This is a genomic window from Delftia sp. ZNC0008 (assembly GCF_000799035.1).
GTDB lineage: Bacteria > Pseudomonadota > Gammaproteobacteria > Burkholderiales > Burkholderiaceae_C > Comamonas > Comamonas tsuruhatensis.
On the sequence record NZ_JTKZ01000432.1, the window covers coordinates 1 to 20261 of the forward strand.

Below are 20261 nucleotides of genomic sequence, written 5' to 3' on the forward strand. Positions count from 1 at the left end.
CCACTGCGACCAGATCGGCGCCCCCCAGGAGCTCACCGACGAAGCCGGCCGCATCGTCTGGGCCGCCAGCTACAAGGTCTGGGGCCAGACCCAGCAGTTGCAGTACCTGCGCACCGGCACGGACGATGCGGCGGTGTTCCCCCACGACCAGCGCCCGCTGGCCCTGGCCGCCCAGGGTGAGGTACAAAGCCTGGCGCTGGTGGAGCAACCGCTACGGTTCCAGGGACAGTACTTTGACGGCGAGACGGGGCTGCATTACAACCGGTTCAGGTATTACGATCCTGTGGTTGGGAGGTTTGTGCATCAGGATCCGATTGGGTTGTTTGGTGGTGAAAATTTCTATTTATATGGGGTCAATCCAATTGAATGGATTGATCCTGCTGGTCTATCAACCCATCGAAATAGAATGGATCGGGTAGCAGGTAAATCTCCAGATCATCAAACACATCACAAAGTACCACAAGATATTTTTAACAAAAGACCTATTCTCAACTGCATAGACAGACACGCTTTAGAGAATCTTATCAATTTACCCAAGAAAACAGGGCAATTTGGAGGAAAGAAGGGAAAATGGTTTGGAAAATCCACCCACAATACTAATCACAATGACTATTCCGACGCCATATTATCTGCAATAGATAGAGAAATAGCATCATCGGGCGGATGTCCCAAGCAACTCTCAAAAAGAGTAAATGAAATGCAGGATTTCTTACACAAAGAGTTAAAAAAAGGAACGCCAATAATGAAAAGTGAAGGATCTACATTCAAACTTTGGGACGATCTCTTGAAAAAAGGAGGATTCTAATGACGACCATAACTGACTTTCCGGCAGATGTGCAGGAGATTTTAATTTTCATGAGGGATAATAAATTTCTCAGCACTATATATAAAGGCAGTGATAAAAATACAGAGATTGTCACAAATATACATAGAGCCTTAGAAATATATACAGATCAGGATATCAAAAAACCCTATTATTTTTTACAAGATATATTTTCCTCCGCACAAAAGAAAATTGAAATCCCGCCTCCACCCAATTATTTGGAAAAATTTGCAATACATCGAGATTCGGAAAATTATTACGAAAAAATAATAAATAACAACAAACATCTTATTATGGAATTAGGTATAGATGACGATGACTATGAATTTCTAATGAATATATTTTATGAAGATTTGGTGTTTTGCGCAAAATCCAGATTATTCTCCGAGGAAAAAATAGATTTCTTTGAAAGAGTATTTAAAATATATAAGTCATCGGGATTTCCTTGTGGTTGGAAAGGCAGTAGCAATCCGAACAAAGGTAGTTTTGTGGTTTATTCCAAGAATTAGACTCTTGGCCAATTGAAAATTGATTCGCAAAAAACTGTTTTCAAACGATCATCACCCGTGAAATTTAATTTCATTTGGTTGAAATCACGGAAAACTAGATTTTGCAGAACTCCTCTCAAGAAGCCTGTGCGTACGTAGGCTACCGACAGCCACGACGCACTGGGCCGGCGAATCGACAAGCACGATGCCTTCGGGCGCCCCCCTCCTCTACGCCGGCGACCTGCTCGCCGGGGAAATCCGTGGCTCACGAAAGACCATGGATGCTTGAAGAGTATATGCAATCAGTGGAAGAGCTAAAGGATTTTGATTTTGATAAATATGTCGAAGACATGGCGTTATCTCATAAAGCCGTGAAACCAAAATTACCATCAACATAAGAAATATGATGAATACCGAAAGATTGCTATCCTTCCTAGGTCATACTTCGACAAGTGATGATTTTGAGTCATTTCTTCTCGAGAATGACATAAAAAAGATGCCAAAGGGAGATTCAACAACAAGAATAAAAACCAAAGACAAATTGATTTCCATGGAATTTGACCCCACAGATTCATACAAGGAAAAATATCTTTCCCCACCTATTGGGGATGGCTGGTTCACTTTTGAATCATTCGATATCAATAAAGGCTTTGAAAAAGAAAATCCATTCAACCTCGCTTTTGCAATGGACAAATCACAGGTTGAAGAAAAATTGGGAAAATCAGTCAGCAAGAATCAGGAAGACCTTGTCCAAGCGTATCAAAAGGACAACCACATAATTATCATATTCTATAAAAACAAGTGGAAAGGCATAGAAACCATAAGAATAAGAAAGATTAACAAATTCGACGCAAAGAATCTCAACCTTAAATAGAATCTCATATTCTATGGATGGAAAAATTCTCGTTTCATTCATTGGAAAATCTCCCAATGATCCTTCTTTCGATGCTTGGCTTCAGGAGCATCGAATCTTTGAACGACCTCATCTTGCAGAGCAAGACGAAGAATACGAAGAGGATACTGAAGCAGCAGCTATAAATGCAAGAAATAGCTAGATTGAAGAAAACGAGAAGCATAGCATTGCGTTGATCTATGAAAATCAAGACAACTATAATCGAATCTTTAAAGATAACTCAATCCATATGGACGGCGATTTTATTCTCAAACAGGTAGCTTTCTATGCTCAAGGAGTATCTAGCTATCGTGGTTTTCAGGGGACTCTAACTTTTGGCCTTGTTTTTTCAGATACCCAAACCTTAGTACATCAAAAACTAAGCAAACCCATTGCCTCCAGGTTTATTCATAACCTATCTGCCGATCTTTGGGCAACCCCAGATTGACACATAAATATAAGCTACGTGCATCTCACTGGAACCATTGCCATAATTCATATCCGCAGACCTAGTATGCCGCCTGCGCTTATACCAGGACCTGCACTTTGAATACGACGTGCGCGGCAACGTCACCCGCCGCACCCGCGGCAACCAAAAGACCGGCACCCAGGAAGTGCTGGACCTAACTTGGAACGCAGACCACCAGCTCGTCGAATCGAACACCACGCGCCACGGCGTCACCCAGGCCACCCGCTACGCCTACGACCCCACGGGCCGATGTGTCGCCAAAAGCGATGCCTTCTGCAGTACCCACTACCTTTGGGATGGCGACCTCATGGTGCACAGCCAGCGAGGTACAAGACAGGCGCTCTATATTTACGAGCCGGGGAGCTTTGTGCCGCTGGCCACCATTCAGGGAGCGGGCGAAGAGCACAGCACCTACTGGTACCAGTGCGACCAGATCGGCGCCCCGCTGGAGCTGACCGACGAACAAGGCCAGGTGGCCTGGGCGGCGGACTACAAGGTCTGGGGCGAGGCGGTCATGCGCAGCGTGTTGAGGACCGGCACCGATGATCGGCCCGTCAGCGCACGGGCTTGGGGCTCAAAGCCTGTTGCACCACCTCCACCGCCGCCCATTGAGCAACCCTTCCGCTTCCAGGGACAGCAGTTTGATGAGGAGACGGGCTGCATTACAACCGGTTCAGGTATTACGATCCGGTGGTGGGGAGGTTTGTTAGTCAGAATCCTATTGGTTTAGAAGGTGGAATAAACCTATTCTTGAATTCTAAAAATACAACCGGATGGATTGATCCATATGGCTTGGCACCGTTTAAACCCTGTCCCTGCACTTGCAAGAAAATATTGGATAACATGAAAGCGAATGGAAGAGACTACGGTGCAAAATCAAATACAGCCAAAGATGGTCATCACATTATCCAAGATGCAGCTGCTAAAACCATACCGAAATATAGTTATACAGGAGCACCAGCCATACAGTTAGGTGGACCTTCTACAAAAATTGGATCTGAACACTATATTGCAACGCAAATTCAACGTGAGGCAGGGGGTGGAACATACGCTGCTGAAAGAAAAATAGGATACAAAGCAATTAGAAAGGCTGGATTGACAGAAGAGGAATCAAAATGTTCATTCCTAATGCATGTCGATCCTTATTTCAACAACCTTGGGGTTACAGCAACAACACCCATGCGAACTGTATCAAACAGGAGATGAAATGACTGAATCATACTTGGAAAATAATCCCAGAATCATTTCAAATATAAAGTCAATAATAAAAGAAATGGCTATTAAAAATTACGACGTATTGCATACAAAAAACCTGCTAGGTGATGCATCGCCACAGGAATATATTGAGCGTTCTAATGACATCTTTCACGGAAAATTAACTACAATACCACCCGACGATGCATTGCAGAAATCATACGTATTGGACCTTCCCAAAGATCCTAATGATAAATACGCCATCGATGTATTTCTATGGAGCAACGGCGAAGAAAGTGACGCTGTGGCAACCTTTTGCGTAAGAAGAAATCCTAAGTCCGATGCCCAAGCAGTTTATCTCTATGACCTAAAAATTCCATAACACTGCCGGATATACGCCCCCCGCCGGCCGTATCTTCGCCAGTCTCCCCTCCCAGGGCAGCCCATGAGCCGGGAAATTTTGTGCCACTGGTCATCGTGGGCTTGATCAACTCGGCCTTGCAGGCGCCACTACGGACTCGAAAGGCGACACGACAATTACAGCGGACTATGGAAATCCAGATAAAGCACCTTTGAGCCAAAGCAAGGAATTGGGGAATATCAAAGACTAGGCCCTTATGGTCCAACGACACAACAGACAGCCGCTGTACAAAGACAACCTTGTGTAGTTTGTGGCCGCATTGAAGCAAAAATGGTAGCCGACCATATTGATCCACTTGCTGTGGAGCACTATCGAGTTGGAACTTAAGTTTTTTCAGTTCAGTCACACTATTCCTCATGCTCTAAAACTCAAGACGGACAAGCATCTGCATTCTCTAAATGTATGGCTGGAAAATATGAACAACCATAGCAATCTCAAGTCTCTTCAGAAAGAAAAATGTATCCTAGCTGGATCTCCAGAGTCTTATCCGGATGAGAGTTTAAAAATTGGTATAGCATTGCAAACAAGAGGAAAACAACCCATAACAGGAATGAGAGCCAATCCTGAAAATGGGACTGCCGGCTGGTATATTTGGGCAGGAGATTATTCTGAAGATCCTGATTTTTTTCAGCCAATACACATTGGCCACGTCCCAGATGTATGGCCCGCACTAATGCCGTACTTGGCTCTTGCACCAGGTTATAGATTTATCATTGACGACGAGGGTTACGAGGATATTTGGCATGAGCCAGTGATTACTAAGAAATAAGGACCTTCTGCAAAATTCAGCTCTCCGAAACCTCAATCCCATCCAGCCAGCTTGATACGAATCATGATTAGCTGAAAGAATTTTTCATCAAATACATCAATCATCAAAAAACTCACCAAAACCAGTAATGAAGCATATTCTTTCATTTCACTAATTTTCACTTCAAACACTATTTAAACCCTCCAATGACTAGACAAGATATCTTAAGAGAATTTGGGAAGACTTTCATTACAGAGACAAGAGACTCCGCCATCGACAGAGTTTTTGATTTGATACACGGAAATCTCAACACGCCTGAGTCCCTCAGATCTAGAGATTTCTATCTCTCTCTTTCGCAAGATCAAAAAGATGATTTCAAATATCTTGCGATCCTGGCTGTCGACTCTGCCATCTTCAGAGTACTCAGAATGACTGATCAAGGGATGATCGATATTAAATTCAACGATAGTGAAAGCATAGCTCAGCTAAGTGACGGTCTTGCTGGTGAGTTGTTTGGAAATAATGGCTGGATGAAAGAATTCAGTACCTACCCATCCACGACAATGTAGTTTCAGATATCGATGCGCCTTAATCCTTAGTGCCAAGGAAGCATCTATTTCTTTTTTGATCATGCACACCATCCCTGAACTCGCCAGCCCCCAATCCTGGCAATCCACCCTGCCCTCCCGCCGCGACGAGATTTGCCAAGCCATTCTGGAGGGGCTGCCGCGCGGCTTCGAGTTCGCCAAACCATTCGTCTCTACAGAGCCTGCTGAGGGCGCGGCATGGGAGGTTCCCGGCTTTTACGACGCGCAGCATGAGTCAACGCTGACCCTGGTCCTGGGCAGCGATTTCACCTACGGGGCAACGGCGCAGCGGCTGGCGACGTTGCGCGATTCGATTCCTGCGGAGGACTGGTCCTTGATTGCGCCGGTGGTCCATGCAGCGCAGGAGGCCGTTCCCGTGCATGTGCCCGCGTTTCTGATGGGCCGCTTTCCTACGTTCGAGTGGGTGATTGAAGAGCATGTGGATTTGTGCGATGGGCTGGAGCGGCCTGATTTCTCCAGCGAGGACGGGCCGTTCCCCGCCTATGTCACGCAAGAGGAAGCGCAGCGCTTTTTGGCCGCCACGGGCTATCGCCTGCCTTGGGACCATGAGTGGGAGTACGTTGCGAAGGCGGGCGCGGAGCGGCTGTATGTGTGCGGGGACGCAGTTCCCCAGCGCGATCTGTCCGGGGATGTGTGCCTGACACAGTTTGGCGATGGGCAGCTCAACCGCGCGGCCGCCAATCCCTGGGGAATGGCGGCGTTGGCGGTGGCCACGTTCACCCGGCTGCAGGCCAGTCCGCACGAGTGGCGCATCCGTGGCGGTGCGGTGGCGTTCTATCCGTTCCAGCATCCCATGCAGCAGGCCATGCTGCTGACGGAGCTTCAGCTGCCGCTGGCCAACATGCCCGGCCAGATGGCGGGTCTGCGTCTGTGCCTGGATGTGCCGGCCATATAAGGGCAAGGACATATACGGCCACATGGGCCAGTCCGTGCACAGCCGTTGTTGTGGCGCTCCTGGCACAGCAATGTTCTGATGGCGTCATTTTTCGGCTTTAGGATGGCGGGCCATGCGCAATCCCCACTCCCTTTGGACGGCAGCAGCCCTGGGCCTGGCAGCCTGTCTCGGCACCAGCCCGGCCCATGCAGCCCGGCCCATGATCACGGACGATGCCCGCATCGTCGATGCCAAGTCCTGCCAGCTGGAAAGCTGGGCCAAGTCCAAAAAGGACAGCACGGAATTCTGGGCGCAGCCGGCCTGCAATTTCACGGGCAATCTGGAGCTGACGCTGGGCGCGGCACGCACGCGCGAGGACGGCAGCAGCCGGACCACGGACGTGGTGATCCAGGGCAAGACCCTGTTCAAGGAACTGCAGCCCAATGGCTGGGGCTGGGGCCTGGCCGTGGGCAATGCCCGGCATCCGAATGACGAGGGCCAGGGCCGGGGAGATCTGTACGCCTATGTGCCCGTCACGTTCTCGCTGCGCGATGACCGGCTGTTCTTCCACACCAACGTGGGCTGGCTGCGCACGGCGCAGACACATCGCAACCTCATGACGTGGGGCCTGGCAACCGAGGCCCAATTGAGCCAGAGCACCTGGCTGATTGCCGAGACATTCGGCCAGAACCAGGGCAAGCCCTTCTACCAGATGGGCCTGCGCTACTGGTTGGTGCCTGGACATGTGCAGATCGATGCCACCTACGGCAATCGCGCAGGCAGCAGCACGCAGGAGCGGTGGTTTTCCATCGGCTTGCGGCTGCTGTCGTCACCGTTCCTGCCCTGAGCACTGCCTGGTGGCTGGCGTCGCGCCCGTATGCCTGCAGGCCCGGACGCCATGGAAACCGGTGCCCCGCACCGGCCGGTGCGGGGTGGTGCGGACCGTGCAGGACCGCAGTGCCTATTTGTTGGGCTTGGCTGCAGGGCCGGCCGGGATGGCGGCGACGCCATCAGGCTTGACGTAGGTGACCGAGGTCACGTAGTGCACGCCGTCGTATTTTTCTGCGCCGTTCGGGCCGGTACGCTCGCCGCCGCTGCGCTCGTCGTGCGTGGCTTCGGCCACGTAGGTGCCCTTCCAGGGCATGTCGAACTGCACCAGGCCCTGCTCGTCGGCATGGGCTTCCTTGCTCCAGCCCGATTGCACGGTCAGCACCACCTTGGCCTTGGGCAGCGGCTGGCCCTTGTAGATGACCTTGAACTCGCCGGCCTTGCCCGAGGGCACCACATCCAGCGTGAGGCGCGGGGCCTGGGCGGCAAAGCCGGTGATCAGGCGCGCGGCCGGGTGGTACCAGTTGCGCAGTTCCTGCTCGCCCTTCTTGCTGGTGTACAGCGGGTAGCCGGCATCCTCGGCCACGATGCTGTCGCCCTGGCCGGCCTTGAAGGGCAGCGCAAAGCCGGTGCCGGTCTTTCGGCCATCGGCCGCCTTCTCGCCCTGGGCAGACACCAGGGTGGCCACGGGCTTGCCGAACTTGTCGAGCAGGCCCGGCGATGTCTCGCGCAGGTTGTCGCCGAATTCGCCAAAGCGGATCACGGCGGTTTCGCCGGCCGGCTGTTCCAGCCAGATCTGGTGGGCCTGGCTGGCGCCGCTGGCGGCCAGGAGTGCGGAGACAAGAATCCAGTGTTTCTTCATTGCAGCTTCCTCAAAGGACAAAAAAACAGCCATCGGCGCCACAACGGGCCGACGGCATGAACGTGCTTGGGCAGTGGGGTGCGGCCGCATGGCGCCGCATTGGTTATTGAATGCGAATGGTTTGCATTCTATGTGCATTGCACACCGCCCCGGCGCAGTTCACCAGGTGGCTGCAATGGGGTCCGGCCCAGCGCTCAGGCGGCATCCTCGATGCGCACCGGCTCGCCCGTGAAGGCCAGCGCCTCGGCGGCCTGCTCCCAAGGGCTCCGGTCAGCCGCCCGGGCCGGGCGCAGCACAAAGCCCTCGCCTTCCGCATGCGTGGTGCTGGCCGCGGGCGGCAGCGGCAGGCCCATGCGCTCATGCGCCTGGGCCACCAGGGTGCGGGCGTAGATTTCCGCAGCCATGCTGCGTAGGCGCGGCTTGTAGACCTTGCCCACGTTGGTGGTGGGGAGCGCATCGATGATGCGCACATAGCGCGGGCGCGCAGGCGCTTCGTCCACGCCGGCTGCGGCAAAGGCCAGCAGTTCGGTCTCATCGGCCTGGGCGCCGGGGTGGAGCGCGACAAAGGCCACAGGCACCTCGCCCGCATAGGCATCGGGTGCGCCCACGGCGGCGCAGGCCTTGACGGCGGGATGGCGCTCCAGCGCCTGCTCTATCACCTGCGGATCGATGTTGTGCCCGCTGCGGATGATGACGTCCTTGGAACGCCCGCGCAGCCGCAGCAGGCCGTCGTCGCCGACCGAGCCCAGGTCGCCCGTGATCAGCCAGCCGTCATCAGTGAGGTAGCTGGACGGCTCGATGCCGCCCAGGTAGCCGGAAAACAGGTTGGGCGACTGGAACACCACCATGCCGGTTTCGCCGGGCGCCGCTTCCTGGTCCGATGGCCTGCCGTCCGGCCCCATGCGGCGCACGGCAAGGCGCGCAAACGGCAGGCGCAGGCCCACATGTCCGGCCGCCGCGTGCAGGCCGGGCGGCGTGATGGTGGAGATGCCCGTCATCTCGGTCATGCCCAGGCTCTCGTGCACATGGAAGCCGCTGTGCGCCTTGAAGCGCGCCGCCACCTCGGGCGACAGCGGCGCGGCGCCTGTGCGGAAGTAGCGGATGGAGGTCACATCGGCCCCCTGCAGCGGCACCTCCACCAGCGCGGCCAGCACCGTGGGCACGGCCGACATCAGCGTGGGCTTCCACTGTGCCGCCATGCGCCAGAAGCCGGCAATCACGGCCTTGTTGCGAAACAGACCCGTGGTCGGAATGATGACGTGGGCTCCGGCCGAAAAGCAGGCCAGCGAGCCCGGCAGCACTCCGGCCACATGGAACAGCGGGTAGCCGTTGATGGTGCGGTCGGCCGTGTTCAGGCCCTGCATCTGCACGCTGGCCCAGGCGGTGTAGACCTGGGCGCCATGCGTTTGCACGGCGATCTTGGGCGCACCCGTGGTGCCCCCGGTATGAAAGTAGGCCGCCACGTCGCCGGCCTGGGGCTGGCGCCCGCTCACCAGCCGGTCGGAGGGCTGGGCGGCCAGGGCGGCGTTCAGATCGCTGGCGGGCCAGCGCTGTCCATCCCCCAGGGGAGTCCGGCCTTCATGCGAGACCCAGAGCACATGCGCCAGATCCGCATCCAGCGCCGTGACTTTCTCTCGGATGCCGGCATCGTCCTCGTCCGCCCAGGCGATCAGAAAGCGCGCACCCGTGGTCCGCATCAGGGCAGAGATCTTCTCGGCACTCAGCAAAGGATTGATGGGCTGCACGATGCCCGCCGCCTCGCCGCCCCACAGCGCAAAGTGGTACTCCATGCAGCCGGGCAGCAGGATGGCCACCGTGTCGCTGGCGCCCATGCCCAGCGCATGCAGGGCGTTGGCCGTCTGGTGGATCCGGCCCAGCAGTTCGGCATAGCTCAGGTGCCGGGCGCCATCCACGCTGCCGGCCTGGGGCAGAAAGCTCAGCGCCCTGCCCTGGCCGTGCTCACGCGCGGAGTTGCAAAACAGGTCGTAGACCGTTTGCGCCGTGATCAGCCCGGCCATGGGCTGGCTTTCGATGGCCTCCACATCGGCCAGGGAACGCACGGCCCGCAGGGGCCGGAACATGGATTGCGCAGGAATAGGACTCATGGCCATGGGCTCACTCCGCACCCAGGCCGTTGGTGCGCACCACCTCGCCCCAGCGCGTGTAGTCGCTGCGGATCAGGGCCTCGGTGTCCTGGGGGTTGAGGTAGGCGGCCGTCACGCCGATCTTCTCGAAACGGTCGCGCACCTCGTCGGTGGCCAGCAGCTGGCGCGAAGTGGCGCTGAGTTTGTCGATGATGGCGCGCGGCGTGTCCCTGGGCGCCACCAGGCCGCCCCAGGACGATGCCTCATAGCCGCCAAAGCCCTGCTCGGCCATGGTCTGCACGCCGTCCAGCGCCTTCACGCGCTGCGGCGTGCCCACCGCCAGCGCCCTCAGCCGACCGCTGCGGATATGGGGCAGCGCAGACACCATGTCCGCATAGATCACCGGCACCACGCCGCCCAGCGTGTCGTTCATGGCGGGCGCGCTGCCCTTGTAGGCCACGTGCTGCATGGTGTGCAGCCTGGCGGATTTCATCAGCTCCATGCTCAGGTGGCCCGAGCTGCCCGCCCCGGAGCTGGTGTAGTCCAGCGTGGAGGGCTGCGCCTTGGCGTACTGGAACAGCGATTTGAGGTCCGTCACCTTGGGCAGCGACTGCGCATTGACCGCAATCACATTGGGCAAGTCATAGATCTTGGTGACCGGGGCGAAATCCGTGGCCGGGTGGAACTTGACGTTCTTGAAGAAATGCGGCGCCATGATGGTGGGCGTGACCATCATCATCAGCGTATAGCCGTCAGGCGCTGCCGTGCGGAACTGGCCTGCCGCCACCGCGCCCGATGCGCCGGGCTTGTTCTCTATCACCACGGGCTGGCCCAGCTGGCGCGCCAGCGCCTCGGCGTAGACGCGCGCCGCGCCATCGGTGGGTCCGCCCGGCGGGAAGGGAACGACCAGGCGAATCGGCCTGTCGGGCCAGGCGCCGGTATCGGTATTGGCCTGCGCCGCGCCGCACAGCGATGCGAACGCAGCCATGCCGAGGGCGCCCAGCGCCATGCCCTTGGCCAACGCCTGTCTTTTTGTGATGCCTGCCATCTTGTCTCCTTGAATGTTTATGTGTTCTGGCTGGCCCATTCTGCCCAGCGCACCCTCTTTGACAATGGCGGCGGCGGTTGACATCATGTCAAACAATATTGACACCCCCTTGGACCGCAACGCATGGATCTCCTGGCATTCAACATCCTTGTCCAGATCATCGAACACGGAAACCTGAGCCAGGCGGCAAAGTTCTTGAACATGTCGCGGGCCAACGTGAGCTACCACCTGGCCCGGCTGGAGAAGTCCCTGGGCGCATCGCTGCTGCGCAGAACGCCCCAGGGCGTGGAGGCCACCGAGGTCGGCCAGCGCATCTACCGCCATGCGCGCAACATCCTCAACGAGACCGAGCTGGTGCGCGAGCTGGCCCAAAGCAGCACGGACGACATCTCGGGAAAGATCGGGCTGAGCGTGCCCACCGGCTACGGCCACCTGGTCATGGCGCCGTGGCTGATCGAGTTCAAGCGCGCCCATCCGCAGGTGGTGCTGGACATCCGCCTGGAAAACTTCATAGACAACCTGCTCAAGGACAGCGTGGACATCGCCATCCGCGTCATGTCCGACCCGCCGCCCATGCTGGTGGCGCGCGACATGGGGCCGGTGCGCTACAGCCTGTGCGCCTCCAGCGACTGGCTGCGCAGCCACCGCCTGCCGGAGACACCGTCCGAGCTGTCGCGCACGCCGCTCATCACATCGGGCGGCGAAAGCGGCAAGGTGCGCCTGCAGATTGCGCGGAACGGCCAACCGCTGGAGGAGCTGGACATCACGCCCACGCTGATGTCGCGCAGCTACCCTTTCCTGTGCGACTGCATCACTGGCGGCCTGGGCGTGGGGCTGGTGCCCGACTACATGGTGCGCCGCCAGGTGGAAGATGGCCGCGTCGTGCTGGCCATGCAGGACTACGAATTCAGCATCAACCAGGGCCGCATGTTCATGCTGTACATGCCCAACCGCTTCCAGTCCGGCGCCGCCCGGGCCTTGATCGACTTTCTGAGCGACAGGATGGGCCTTGCGCGCATCATCCGGCCGGGTGACTTGCCCGACACGGCGCAGGCCTTGCGACCGCGGGAATGAAGGGGGAACAAAGTTTGTAGACGACTGGTCGGTTTTTGCGTTAGACTTCGATTCCATGAAGAAACCCGCACAGGAAACACGCCAGCACATCCTTGATGTGGCCAAGGCGTTGATGACCCAGAAAGGCTACACGGCCGTCGGCCTGGCCGAGGTCGTCGCGGCCGCGGGCGTGCCCAAGGGCTCCTTCTACTACTACTTCAAGTCCAAGGAAGAGTTCGGCCAGGCCCTGCTGCAGGAGTACTTCGACGAGTACCTGGCCAAGATCGATGCGCTCATGGAGACGCCCGACCCGGCCATCTCCCGGCTGATGACCTACTTCCGCCATTGGACACAGAAACAATGCTCGGCCCATGCAGGAGGCCAGTGCCTGGTGGTCAAGCTGGGCCCCGAGGTCTGCGACCTGTCCGACGACATGCGCTCGGTGCTGCGCACCGGCACCGACGCCATCATCACCCGGCTGACCGACTGCGTGCGCGCCGGCCAGGCCGATGGCTCCATCACATCCGACCTGGACGCGCCTGCGCTGGCCGAATCGCTGTACCAGCTGTGGCTGGGCGCCTCCCTGCTGTCCAAGCTGGGCCGGCATGAGGAGCCATTTGCCGCAGCCCTTGTGTCCACGAAGCGGCTGCTGGGCTGAGCCGGCCTGGCCGCCGCTTTTTATTTGCCTTGTTTGTAGACGACTGGTCAACTTTAAACCCTTCACCTCTTACCTATCCCTCTTCCTTTTGTTCAACCACCACCACTGCACACCATGACCGACCATAGCCTTCACACCGATCTGTTCTCCCCCACCCAACTTGGCGGCCTGTCGCTCGCCAACCGCTTCGTCATGGCCCCGCTGACCCGCAGCCGCGCCGGTGACGACGGCGTGCCCACCGAACTGCACGCCGCCTACTACGCCCAGCGCGCCAGCGCGGGCCTGTTGATCAGCGAAGCCGTCAACATCTCCGCACAGGGCCGGGGCTACAACCTCACGCCCGGCATCTGGACCGAGGAACAGGTCGCCGGCTGGAAGAAGGTCACCGACGCCGTGCACGCGGCCGGCGGCAAGATCGTGGCCCAGCTGTGGCACGTGGGCCGCTACTCGCACGTGGACCTGCAGCCCGGTGGCGTGGCCCCTGTCGCCCCTTCTGCCATCAAGGCCGAAGGCGTCACCTTCACGCCCAACGGCGTAGCCGAGGTGTCCATGCCCCGCGCCCTGGAAACCAGCGAAATCCCCGGCATCGTCGAGCAATACCGCCATGCGGCCGAATGCGCCAAGCGTGCAGGCTTTGACGGCGTGGAAGTGCATTCGGCCAACGGCTACCTGCTCGACCAGTTCCTGCGCGACTCCACCAACCACCGCAGCGACGCCTATGGCGGCAGCATCGAAAACCGCGCCCGCCTGACGCTGGAAGTCACCGACACCGTGGCCAAGGTCTGGGGAGCCGACCGCGTGGGCATCCGCCTGTCGCCCGTCACACCCAACGCCGGCAACACGCCGCTGGACAGCGATGTGATGGCCCTCTACGGCTACCTCATCCCCCAGCTCAACCGCTTCGGCCTGGCCTACCTGCACGTCGTGGAAGGCGCCACCGGCGGCTCGCGCGAACTGCCGCCCGGCGTGGACCTGGACGCGCTGCGCAAGCTTTTTGACGGCGCCTACATGGGCAACAACGGCTATGACCTGGAACTGGCCATGGACCGCCGCGCCAAGGGCCTGATCGACACCGTGGCCATCGGCCGCCCCTTCATCGCCAACCCCGACCTGGTGGCACGCCTGCGCCATGGCAAGGAACTGGCCGTGGCCCCGCACGAGGCCTACTACGGCGGCGGCGCAAAGGGCTACATCGACTGGCCTGTGGCAGCCTGAGCACAGGACTGGCGCCCCGCGATCTGCGGCACACTGGCTGACCTGCGTCCTCATCGAATGACCAATCGAAAGACCAAGCCATGCAACTGCTGATCGTGGGCGCCACGGGGCTGGTGGGCAGCCAGGTGCTGCAACAGGCCCTGGCCGACAGCCGCATCACCCGCGTCGTGGCCCCGGTACGCCGGGCGCTGCCGGCGCATCCCAGGCTGCTCGCCCCCATCGTCGATTTCGAGCACCTGCCCGAAGGCGCCGACTGGTGGCGGGCCGATGCCCTGGTCTGCACCCTGGGCACCACCATCAAGAAAGCCGGCAGCCAGCCGGCGTTTCGGCGCGTGGACCATGACTACCCGCTGCTGGCCGCACAGTTGGCTCATCGCCACGGCACGCCCACCTATGTGCTGAACTCGGCCATGGGCGCCGACGCCGGCTCGCGCATCTTCTACAACCGCGTCAAGGGCGAACTCGAGCGTGACCTGCAGGCGCAAGGCTTTGCCTCCCTCACCTTCGTGCGCCCCGGCCTGATCAGCGGCCCGCGCACCGAGCACCGGGCGGGCGAGCGCTTCATGGTCGGCCTTCTTGGCGCCCTGGGCCCGCTGCTGCCCCGGCGCTGGCGGCTCAACCCCGCGCACCGCATTGCCCAGGCCTTGATAGAGGCTGCTGTCAACGCCAGGCCCGGCGTCCATATCGTGGGTTCCGAGGCGCTGGCCGAATGAACCCGGCGCCTGCACGCGCAAAAACAGAACCCTTCAGGAACCCCTGCATGAACCCGCATATCGCCCCGGTCGATCTCGCCAAGTCCTACCGGCTGATCAACCACGGCCCCACCGTCCTGGTCTCGGCCCGCCATGGCGGCGTGGACAACGTCATGGCCGCAGCCTGGTGCTGCGCGCTGGACTTCGCGCCCCCGAAGCTCACCGTGGTGCTGGACAAGGCCACGGCCACGCGCGCCCTGGTCGAGCACACCGGCATGTTCGTGATCCAGGTGCCCACGGCAGCGCAGTTGCGCCTCACCCACGAGGTCGGCACGCGCACCCTTGCCACCGATGCCGGCAAGCTCGCCGGCAGCGGCGTGCAGCTATTCGGCATGCAAGGGTTCGACCTGCCCTTTGTGGACGGCTGCGCCGGCTGGCTGGCCTGCAGGCTGATCCCCGAACCCCACAACCAGCAGGCCTACGACCTGTTCATCGGCGAGATCGTGGGCGCCTGGTCCGACACCCGCGTGTTCAGCGACGGCCACTGGCACTTCGAGGACGCCGACCCCGCGCTGCGCAGCCTGCACTACGTGGCGGGTGGGCAGTTCTATGCGATTGGGCAGGCGTTGAATGTGCAGGACGAGGTGCAGGACGGACCGCCCTGAAACTCGCCAATGGCGCCATGGCTGTATTGCACAATCCAGCCATGCTCTCGGCCACTGCCTCTTCCCTTGCATCTTCCCTTGCCTCTTCGCGCGCAGTCCCCACGCGCGAAACCTATTCCGAGTTGCAGCAGGCCTACGAGCACTTCAACCAGCGTCTGTTCGACGATGCCCTGCCCCATTGCCTGATCACGCTGCAGCGCGAAAAGCGCACCTGCGGTTACTTCTCTGCGGCGCGTTTTGCGTCGCTGGATGGCAGCACCACGGACGAGATTGCGCTCAACCCCGCCTACTTCGCGGCCGTGCCCATCATCGAGACGCTGCAGACCCTGGTGCATGAGATGACCCACCTGTGGCAGCACCACTTCGGCAAGCCGGGCCGCGCGCGGTATCACAACGAGGAATGGGCGGACAAGCTGGAATCGCTGGGCCTCATGCCCTCGTCCACGGGCCGGCCAGGCGGGCGGCGCACGGGCGACATGATGGCCGACTATGCGATCGCAGGCGGCCCGTTCCTGGCCGCCTGCGACGCCTTGCTGACCACGCGCTTCCAGCTCAGCTGGTACGACCGCTTTCCCGCCATCGAGCATGTGGTCACGGGCCAGTGGAGCATGGCCACGCAGATCCAGGGCATGCAGGGCACGCAGCCGCCCATGTCCTCCGTGCCCGCCCTGGCCGAAGCCGTGCGGCCCGTGGGCACCTCGGTGGCGGTGCCGGGCTCCACCACCGGCGAGACCATGGTGCAGCCCGTCAACAAGTCCCTGCGCGTCAAGTACCGCTGCGGCGGCTGCGCCGCGCCCGTCAATGTCTGGGGCAAGCCGGGGCTGAACCTGATCTGCGGCGATTGCGGCAAAGGCTTCACAGCCCAGGATTGATCAGCGGGCAGGAGTCTTGCGCGGCAGCTCCAGCACCGCCTCCAGCCCGCCCCCCTCCCGGTTGCCCAGCACAATGCGCCCGCCATGCGCCTTGGCCACGGCATCGGCAATGGACAGGCCCAGGCCAAACCCGCCAGAGCCCGTGTTGCGCGAGGCCTCCATGCGGTAGAACGGCTCCAGCACCTGGGCCAGTTGCTCCTGGGCAATGCCCGGCCCCCGGTCCAGCACGCCGATGCGCAGCAAATCGTCGCTGTCGCTGATGCGCAGTTCGGCGTCGCGGCCATAGCGCAGCGCGTTCTCCAGCAGGTTCTGCAGGCAGCGGCGCAGGCTGTGCGGATAGCAATCGAGCGGGCGCAGCGCGCGGCCCGTGATGGGGATGTGCACTCCATGCGCCTCGCCCAGGTCCTGGGCCACGCCCTGCACCAGGGCGTTGATGTCCAGCGCCTGGTGCTCGCCGCGCGCGTCGGCGCCGGTGAGCATGTCCAGCGTGGCGGTGACCATGGCTTCCATCTCCTGCAGATCGCGGCGGAATTTGTCGCGCAGGGCTTCGGGCTCCAGCATTTCCGAGCGCAGGCGCAGCCGCGTGATGGGCGTGCGCAGGTCGTGCGAGACGGCTGCAAAGAAACGCGTGCGCTCGGCCACGCCATCGGCAATGCGCTGCTGCATGGCATTGAAGGCCTGGGCCGCCTGGCGCACCTCGCGCGGGCCGTCCAGCGGCAGGGGCGGGCTTTTGAGGTCCTTGCCCAGCGCGTCGGCCGCGCTGGCCATGCGCGCCAGCGGGCGCATGGCCAGGCGCACGGCCAGCAGAGCCACCACCACCACCACGATGATGCGCAGCAGGTAGATACGCAGCACATAGTCAGCCAGCGCCCAGTAGGGCCTGACGGGGTAGCCGGCCTCTCCCTCCACGGCCTGCACCTGCAGCCACTGGCCGTTGCCCAGGCCCAGCAGCATGCGCACATGGGCTTCGGGCTCATGGGCGGTGAGCAGAGTTTCCGCGCCGCCGTGCAGCTCCAGCGCCAGGAGGTGGAACGGCACGGCCGCGCCCACGCGCCGCGCCAGCACATCGGCCAGCAGATCGCCGGCCATGGCGTCGGCCGCATCGGCGGGATGGGACGCCAGGTCCTCCATCAGGCGCCGTGCGCGGGCCGCATCGATCAGGGTCAGCTGGTAGCCCTGCGTGCTCAGCGTGCCCACGGCGGCGGCCCGCGCCTCGGGCGGCAGGGAGGACAGCAGCAGCAGCGAATCGGCGGCGCGCGCGCCCAGCAGGCGCAGCGGCACCTCCAGCAGCTGGCCGCGCCGGCTTTCCCACCAGATGGTGCCCGTCAGCGCCTGGGCCGCCAGCATGCCGGCCACCAGGATCAGGGCCACGCGCCCGGACAGCGTCTGCGGCCACAGGCGCCGCAGCAGCGCGCCGGCCTGCATCCAAGCCATCACGATGCCTGCGGCACCACGTCGCAGGTCAGCACGTAGCCGGCGTTGCGCACGGTGCGGATCAGGCTGGCCTGGCGCGCGGGGTCTTCCAGGTGCTGGCGCAGTCGGCTCACGCAGACGTCGATGGCGCGGTCTTGGGCCTGGCGCTCGCGGCCGAACACATGGTCGGCCAGGTAGTCGCGGCTCAGCGTGCGGTGCGGGTTGCTGGCCAGGGCGCAGAGCACGCGGTAGTCGGACTGGGCCAGCGGCACCAGCACTGCCTGGGGCGAGCGCAGCTCGCGCGCGCGCATGTCCAGCGTCCAGCCCGCAAAGCGCAGCACGGGCAGGTGCTCAGGCTCGCTGGCCGGTGCGGGCGCCTGGGCCACGCGGCGCAGCACCACCTTGATGCGCGCCAGCAGCTCGCGCGGATCGAAGGGCTTGGGCAGGTAGTCGTCGGCCCCCATTTCCAGGCCCAGGATGCGGTCCAGCAAGGCGCCGCGCGCCGTGAGCATGACCACGGGGATATGGGTGCGTTCACGCAGGCTGCGGCACAGGGCCAGGCCATCGGTGCCGGGCAGCATCAGGTCCAGCACGATGAGGTCGGCCGCATGGCGGCCCAGCCATTCCCACATGGCCTGGCCGTCACCCACGGCGGCCGGGCGCATGCCCGAGGCGCGCAGGTAGTCGCACAGCAGCTCGCGGATGTCGGGGTCGTCGTCCACCACCAGGATGCGCGGCCCCTGGGCGGCCGGGGATGCGGCGGCTGGTGCGCTCATGGATTGCATTGGCGCACGGCGTTTTGTAATGGAATGTTGTGGCGGCGGCCTGTGCAATGGAGCATTGCATTTGCCCGGCGGCCGCTGGCCTGTCTGCGCTGTCGCGTCACTAGAGTCCTGCTCGTCAATAAGAACGATTTTCATTCTAGTGATTCGCTGCCATGTCTTCCCAGCACTCCAACAGTTTCCCTCCCGCCCTGTCCACCAGCCTTGCGCTGACGCTGGGCGCCCTCTCTTCCCTGGCTGCGCCCACCCTGGCCGTGGCCCAGACTGCAGCCGCTGCGGCATCGCCCCTGGGCACGGTCGAGGTCCGCTCCACGCGTGAGGCCCCGGCCTACCAGCCGCAGGCCGTGCAGTCGCCCAAGCTCACCCAGCCGCTGCGCGACACGCCGCAAAGCATCAGCGTGGTGCCGGCCGAGCTGATCCGCGAGCAAAACGCCCAGAGCCTGCAGGAGGTGCTTCAGAACGTGCCCGGCATCACCTTCACCTCGGGCGAGGGCAATCTGGGCTGGGGAGATTTCTTCACCATCCGGGGCTTCTCGGCCGAGCAGGCCATCACCATCGACGGCGTGCGCGACGGCGGCATGGCCAGCCGCACCGACACCTTCAACCTGGAGCAGGCCGAGGTCTACAAGGGCACGGGCTCGGTGGAGTCGGGCGTGTCCGCCGTGGGCGGCAGCGTCAACCTGGTCAGCAAAGAGGCCAAGCGCGACACGTTCTACAACAGCTCGGTGGGCGTGGGCAGCGACGGCTACCGCCGCATCACGGCCGACCTGAACCGCAGCGTGGGCGAGACCGGCGCCGTGCGCCTGAACCTCATGAAGCACCAGAACGACGTGGCCGGCCGCAACGTGGTGGACTACGACCGCTACGGCGTGGCGGCCTCGTTCGCCCACGGCCTGGGCACTTCCACGCGCACCGTGGTCAACGTCTTCCACCAGGTGGACGACAATACGCCCGATGGCGGCCTGCCCATTCAGCGCGGCACGGGCGGCCAGGTCATGCCGGGCGTGCCGCGCAATGCCTGGTACGGCGCCTCCAACCTCTACACCCAGCAGTCGCGCACCGACACGGTGACGGCGCGCATCGAGCATGACCTGTCCCCCGCCACCACGGTGCGCAACCAGTTCCGCTACGAGCGCTCGGACAACTGGAGCGTGCTGGCGCCCGCGCGCTTCAACAACGGCAGCAGCAAGAACTCCCTGGGCTATGTGGGCCTGGGCGGGCTGGTGACGGCGCCGGGCGGCATCCTGTCCTATGGCGACTACGGCCTGGTGGACACGGCGGGCGCCAATGCCTCGCTGCGCCTGGCCTCGGTGTCCGTGTCCAAGCGCTACACCATCGCCAACAACCAGACCGATGTGCGCACCCGTTTCGAGACGGCAGGTTTCAAGCACGACCTCACGGCAGGGCTGGAGCTGTACCGCGAAACCTATGGCGACCGCGAGCGCAGCATGAACCTGCCCACCGGGACGCTGGGCTTCGACATGGCCAACCCGGCCACCATCTTCCCGGGCACGCCCACGGTGGTGGGCGCGGGCAGCGCGCGCGCCACGGTGCAGAACGCGGGCGACGCGG

The 20261-nt window shown here is 61.0% G+C and carries 23 protein-coding genes and 1 pseudogene; 18 read left to right on the forward strand and 6 right to left on the reverse strand.

What is annotated here, in order from left to right; genetic code table 11:
* The 8 genes and pseudogenes from L995_RS32040 to L995_RS34370 all read left to right on the forward strand — a co-directional run.
* Positions 1-805: RHS repeat domain-containing protein (locus L995_RS32040; RefSeq protein WP_197065145.1), on the forward strand; the 805-nt coding region annotated here is incomplete at its 5' end.
* Positions 805-1332 carry a hypothetical protein gene (locus tag L995_RS33155; RefSeq protein ID WP_156136076.1) on the forward strand — a complete coding sequence of 176 codons (528 nt, stop codon included), beginning with the start codon at positions 805-807 and terminating at the stop codon, positions 1330-1332. The genes L995_RS32040 and L995_RS33155, both read left to right, overlap by 1 nt.
* A 385-nt stretch (positions 1333-1717) precedes the next feature.
* Positions 1718-2185 carry a hypothetical protein gene (locus tag L995_RS33160; RefSeq protein ID WP_139093507.1) on the forward strand — a complete coding sequence of 156 codons (468 nt, stop codon included), beginning with the start codon at positions 1718-1720 and terminating at the stop codon, positions 2183-2185.
* A 211-nt stretch (positions 2186-2396) separates the two neighbouring features.
* Positions 2397-2651 (forward strand): hypothetical protein, encoded by a 255-nt coding sequence (locus L995_RS33165; RefSeq protein WP_156136077.1) that lies wholly within the window; start codon positions 2397-2399, stop codon positions 2649-2651.
* Positions 2652-2721: 70 nt separating this feature from the next.
* A pseudogene (locus tag L995_RS34360) lies at positions 2722-3470 on the forward strand (RHS repeat-associated core domain-containing protein); the annotation flags it as partial.
* Positions 3471-3515: 45 nt separating this feature from the next.
* Positions 3516-3878, forward strand: a complete 363-nt coding sequence (locus tag L995_RS34365) for a hypothetical protein (protein WP_231574433.1) — start codon at positions 3516-3518, stop codon at positions 3876-3878.
* Position 3879: 1 nt separating this feature from the next.
* Complete coding sequence (locus L995_RS33170; protein ID WP_156136078.1) at positions 3880-4248, forward strand: hypothetical protein; 369 nt, start codon at positions 3880-3882, stop codon at positions 4246-4248.
* Between the two features lie 334 nt (positions 4249-4582).
* Positions 4583-5056: a DUF2185 domain-containing protein gene (locus L995_RS34370; RefSeq protein WP_231574431.1), complete on the forward strand. Its 474-nt coding sequence runs from the start codon at positions 4583-4585 to the stop codon at positions 5054-5056.
* Between the two features lie 32 nt (positions 5057-5088).
* Here L995_RS34370 and L995_RS33175 read toward each other — a convergent pair whose 3' ends face one another.
* Positions 5089-5226: a hypothetical protein gene (locus tag L995_RS33175; protein ID WP_156136079.1), complete on the reverse strand. Its 138-nt coding sequence runs from the start codon at positions 5224-5226 to the stop codon at positions 5089-5091.
* A gap of 15 nt (positions 5227-5241) precedes the next feature.
* On the opposite strand from L995_RS33175, the gene L995_RS33180 reads away from it, so the two are divergent.
* The 3 genes from L995_RS33180 (at position 5242) to L995_RS14170 (ending at position 7364) form a co-directional block, all read left to right on the forward strand.
* Positions 5242-5604 (forward strand): hypothetical protein, encoded by a 363-nt coding sequence (locus L995_RS33180; protein WP_156136080.1) that lies wholly within the window; start codon positions 5242-5244, stop codon positions 5602-5604.
* 61 nt (positions 5605-5665) lie between these two features.
* The gene (locus L995_RS14165) at positions 5666-6538 is read left to right on the forward strand and encodes a hypothetical protein (protein ID WP_047472371.1); all 873 of its coding nucleotides are present in this window, start codon (positions 5666-5668) and stop codon (positions 6536-6538) included.
* Positions 6539-6650: 112 nt separating this feature from the next.
* On the forward strand, positions 6651-7364 hold the full coding sequence (locus tag L995_RS14170) for a hypothetical protein (RefSeq protein WP_047472372.1): 714 nt from the start codon (positions 6651-6653) through the stop codon (positions 7362-7364).
* 114 nt (positions 7365-7478) lie between these two features.
* On the opposite strand, the gene L995_RS14175 is transcribed toward L995_RS14170, so the two are convergent.
* From L995_RS14175 to L995_RS14185, 3 genes are all read right to left on the reverse strand, one after another.
* Positions 7479-8207, reverse strand: a complete 729-nt coding sequence (locus L995_RS14175; protein ID WP_046239311.1) for a DUF4198 domain-containing protein — start codon at positions 8205-8207, stop codon at positions 7479-7481.
* A 194-nt stretch (positions 8208-8401) separates the two neighbouring features.
* Positions 8402-10318: an AMP-binding protein gene (locus L995_RS14180; protein WP_047472373.1), complete on the reverse strand. Its 1917-nt coding sequence runs from the start codon at positions 10316-10318 to the stop codon at positions 8402-8404.
* A 4-nt stretch (positions 10319-10322) separates the two neighbouring features.
* Complete coding sequence (locus L995_RS14185; RefSeq protein ID WP_047472374.1) at positions 10323-11339, reverse strand: Bug family tripartite tricarboxylate transporter substrate binding protein; 1017 nt, start codon at positions 11337-11339, stop codon at positions 10323-10325.
* 123 nt (positions 11340-11462) lie between these two features.
* Here L995_RS14185 and L995_RS14190 point away from each other — a divergent pair, with 123 nt between their 5' ends.
* From L995_RS14190 to L995_RS14215, 6 genes are all read left to right on the forward strand, one after another.
* Positions 11463-12413 (forward strand): LysR family transcriptional regulator, encoded by a 951-nt coding sequence (locus L995_RS14190; protein ID WP_047472375.1) that lies wholly within the window; start codon positions 11463-11465, stop codon positions 12411-12413.
* A 55-nt stretch (positions 12414-12468) separates the two neighbouring features.
* Positions 12469-13050: a TetR/AcrR family transcriptional regulator gene (locus tag L995_RS14195; protein ID WP_047472376.1), complete on the forward strand. Its 582-nt coding sequence runs from the start codon at positions 12469-12471 to the stop codon at positions 13048-13050.
* 114 nt (positions 13051-13164) lie between these two features.
* Positions 13165-14265 (forward strand): alkene reductase, encoded by a 1101-nt coding sequence (locus L995_RS14200; RefSeq protein WP_047472377.1) that lies wholly within the window; start codon positions 13165-13167, stop codon positions 14263-14265.
* 80 nt (positions 14266-14345) lie between these two features.
* On the forward strand, positions 14346-14978 hold the full coding sequence (locus tag L995_RS14205; protein ID WP_047472378.1) for an NAD-dependent dehydratase: 633 nt from the start codon (positions 14346-14348) through the stop codon (positions 14976-14978).
* A 47-nt stretch (positions 14979-15025) separates the two neighbouring features.
* A complete protein-coding gene (locus L995_RS14210) occupies positions 15026-15622 on the forward strand; it encodes a flavin reductase family protein (protein ID WP_047472379.1) in 597 nt (198 codons plus the stop codon).
* A gap of 41 nt (positions 15623-15663) precedes the next feature.
* Positions 15664-16494, forward strand: a complete 831-nt coding sequence (locus L995_RS14215) for a SprT-like domain-containing protein (RefSeq protein ID WP_052195804.1) — start codon at positions 15664-15666, stop codon at positions 16492-16494.
* Here the strand turns inward: L995_RS14215 and L995_RS14220 are convergent, their stop codons facing one another.
* Together L995_RS14220 and L995_RS14225 are read right to left on the reverse strand one after the other, a co-directional pair.
* Positions 16495-17928: an ATP-binding protein gene (locus L995_RS14220; protein ID WP_047472381.1), complete on the reverse strand. Its 1434-nt coding sequence runs from the start codon at positions 17926-17928 to the stop codon at positions 16495-16497.
* Positions 17928-18692, reverse strand: a complete 765-nt coding sequence (locus L995_RS14225) for a response regulator (protein WP_047472382.1) — start codon at positions 18690-18692, stop codon at positions 17928-17930. Before L995_RS14225 ends, L995_RS14220 begins: the two co-directional genes overlap by 1 nt.
* 152 nt (positions 18693-18844) lie before the next feature.
* Here L995_RS14225 and L995_RS14230 point away from each other — a divergent pair.
* On the forward strand, positions 18845-20261 hold a 1417-nt coding region (locus L995_RS14230; RefSeq protein WP_047472383.1), incomplete at its 3' end, for a TonB-dependent receptor.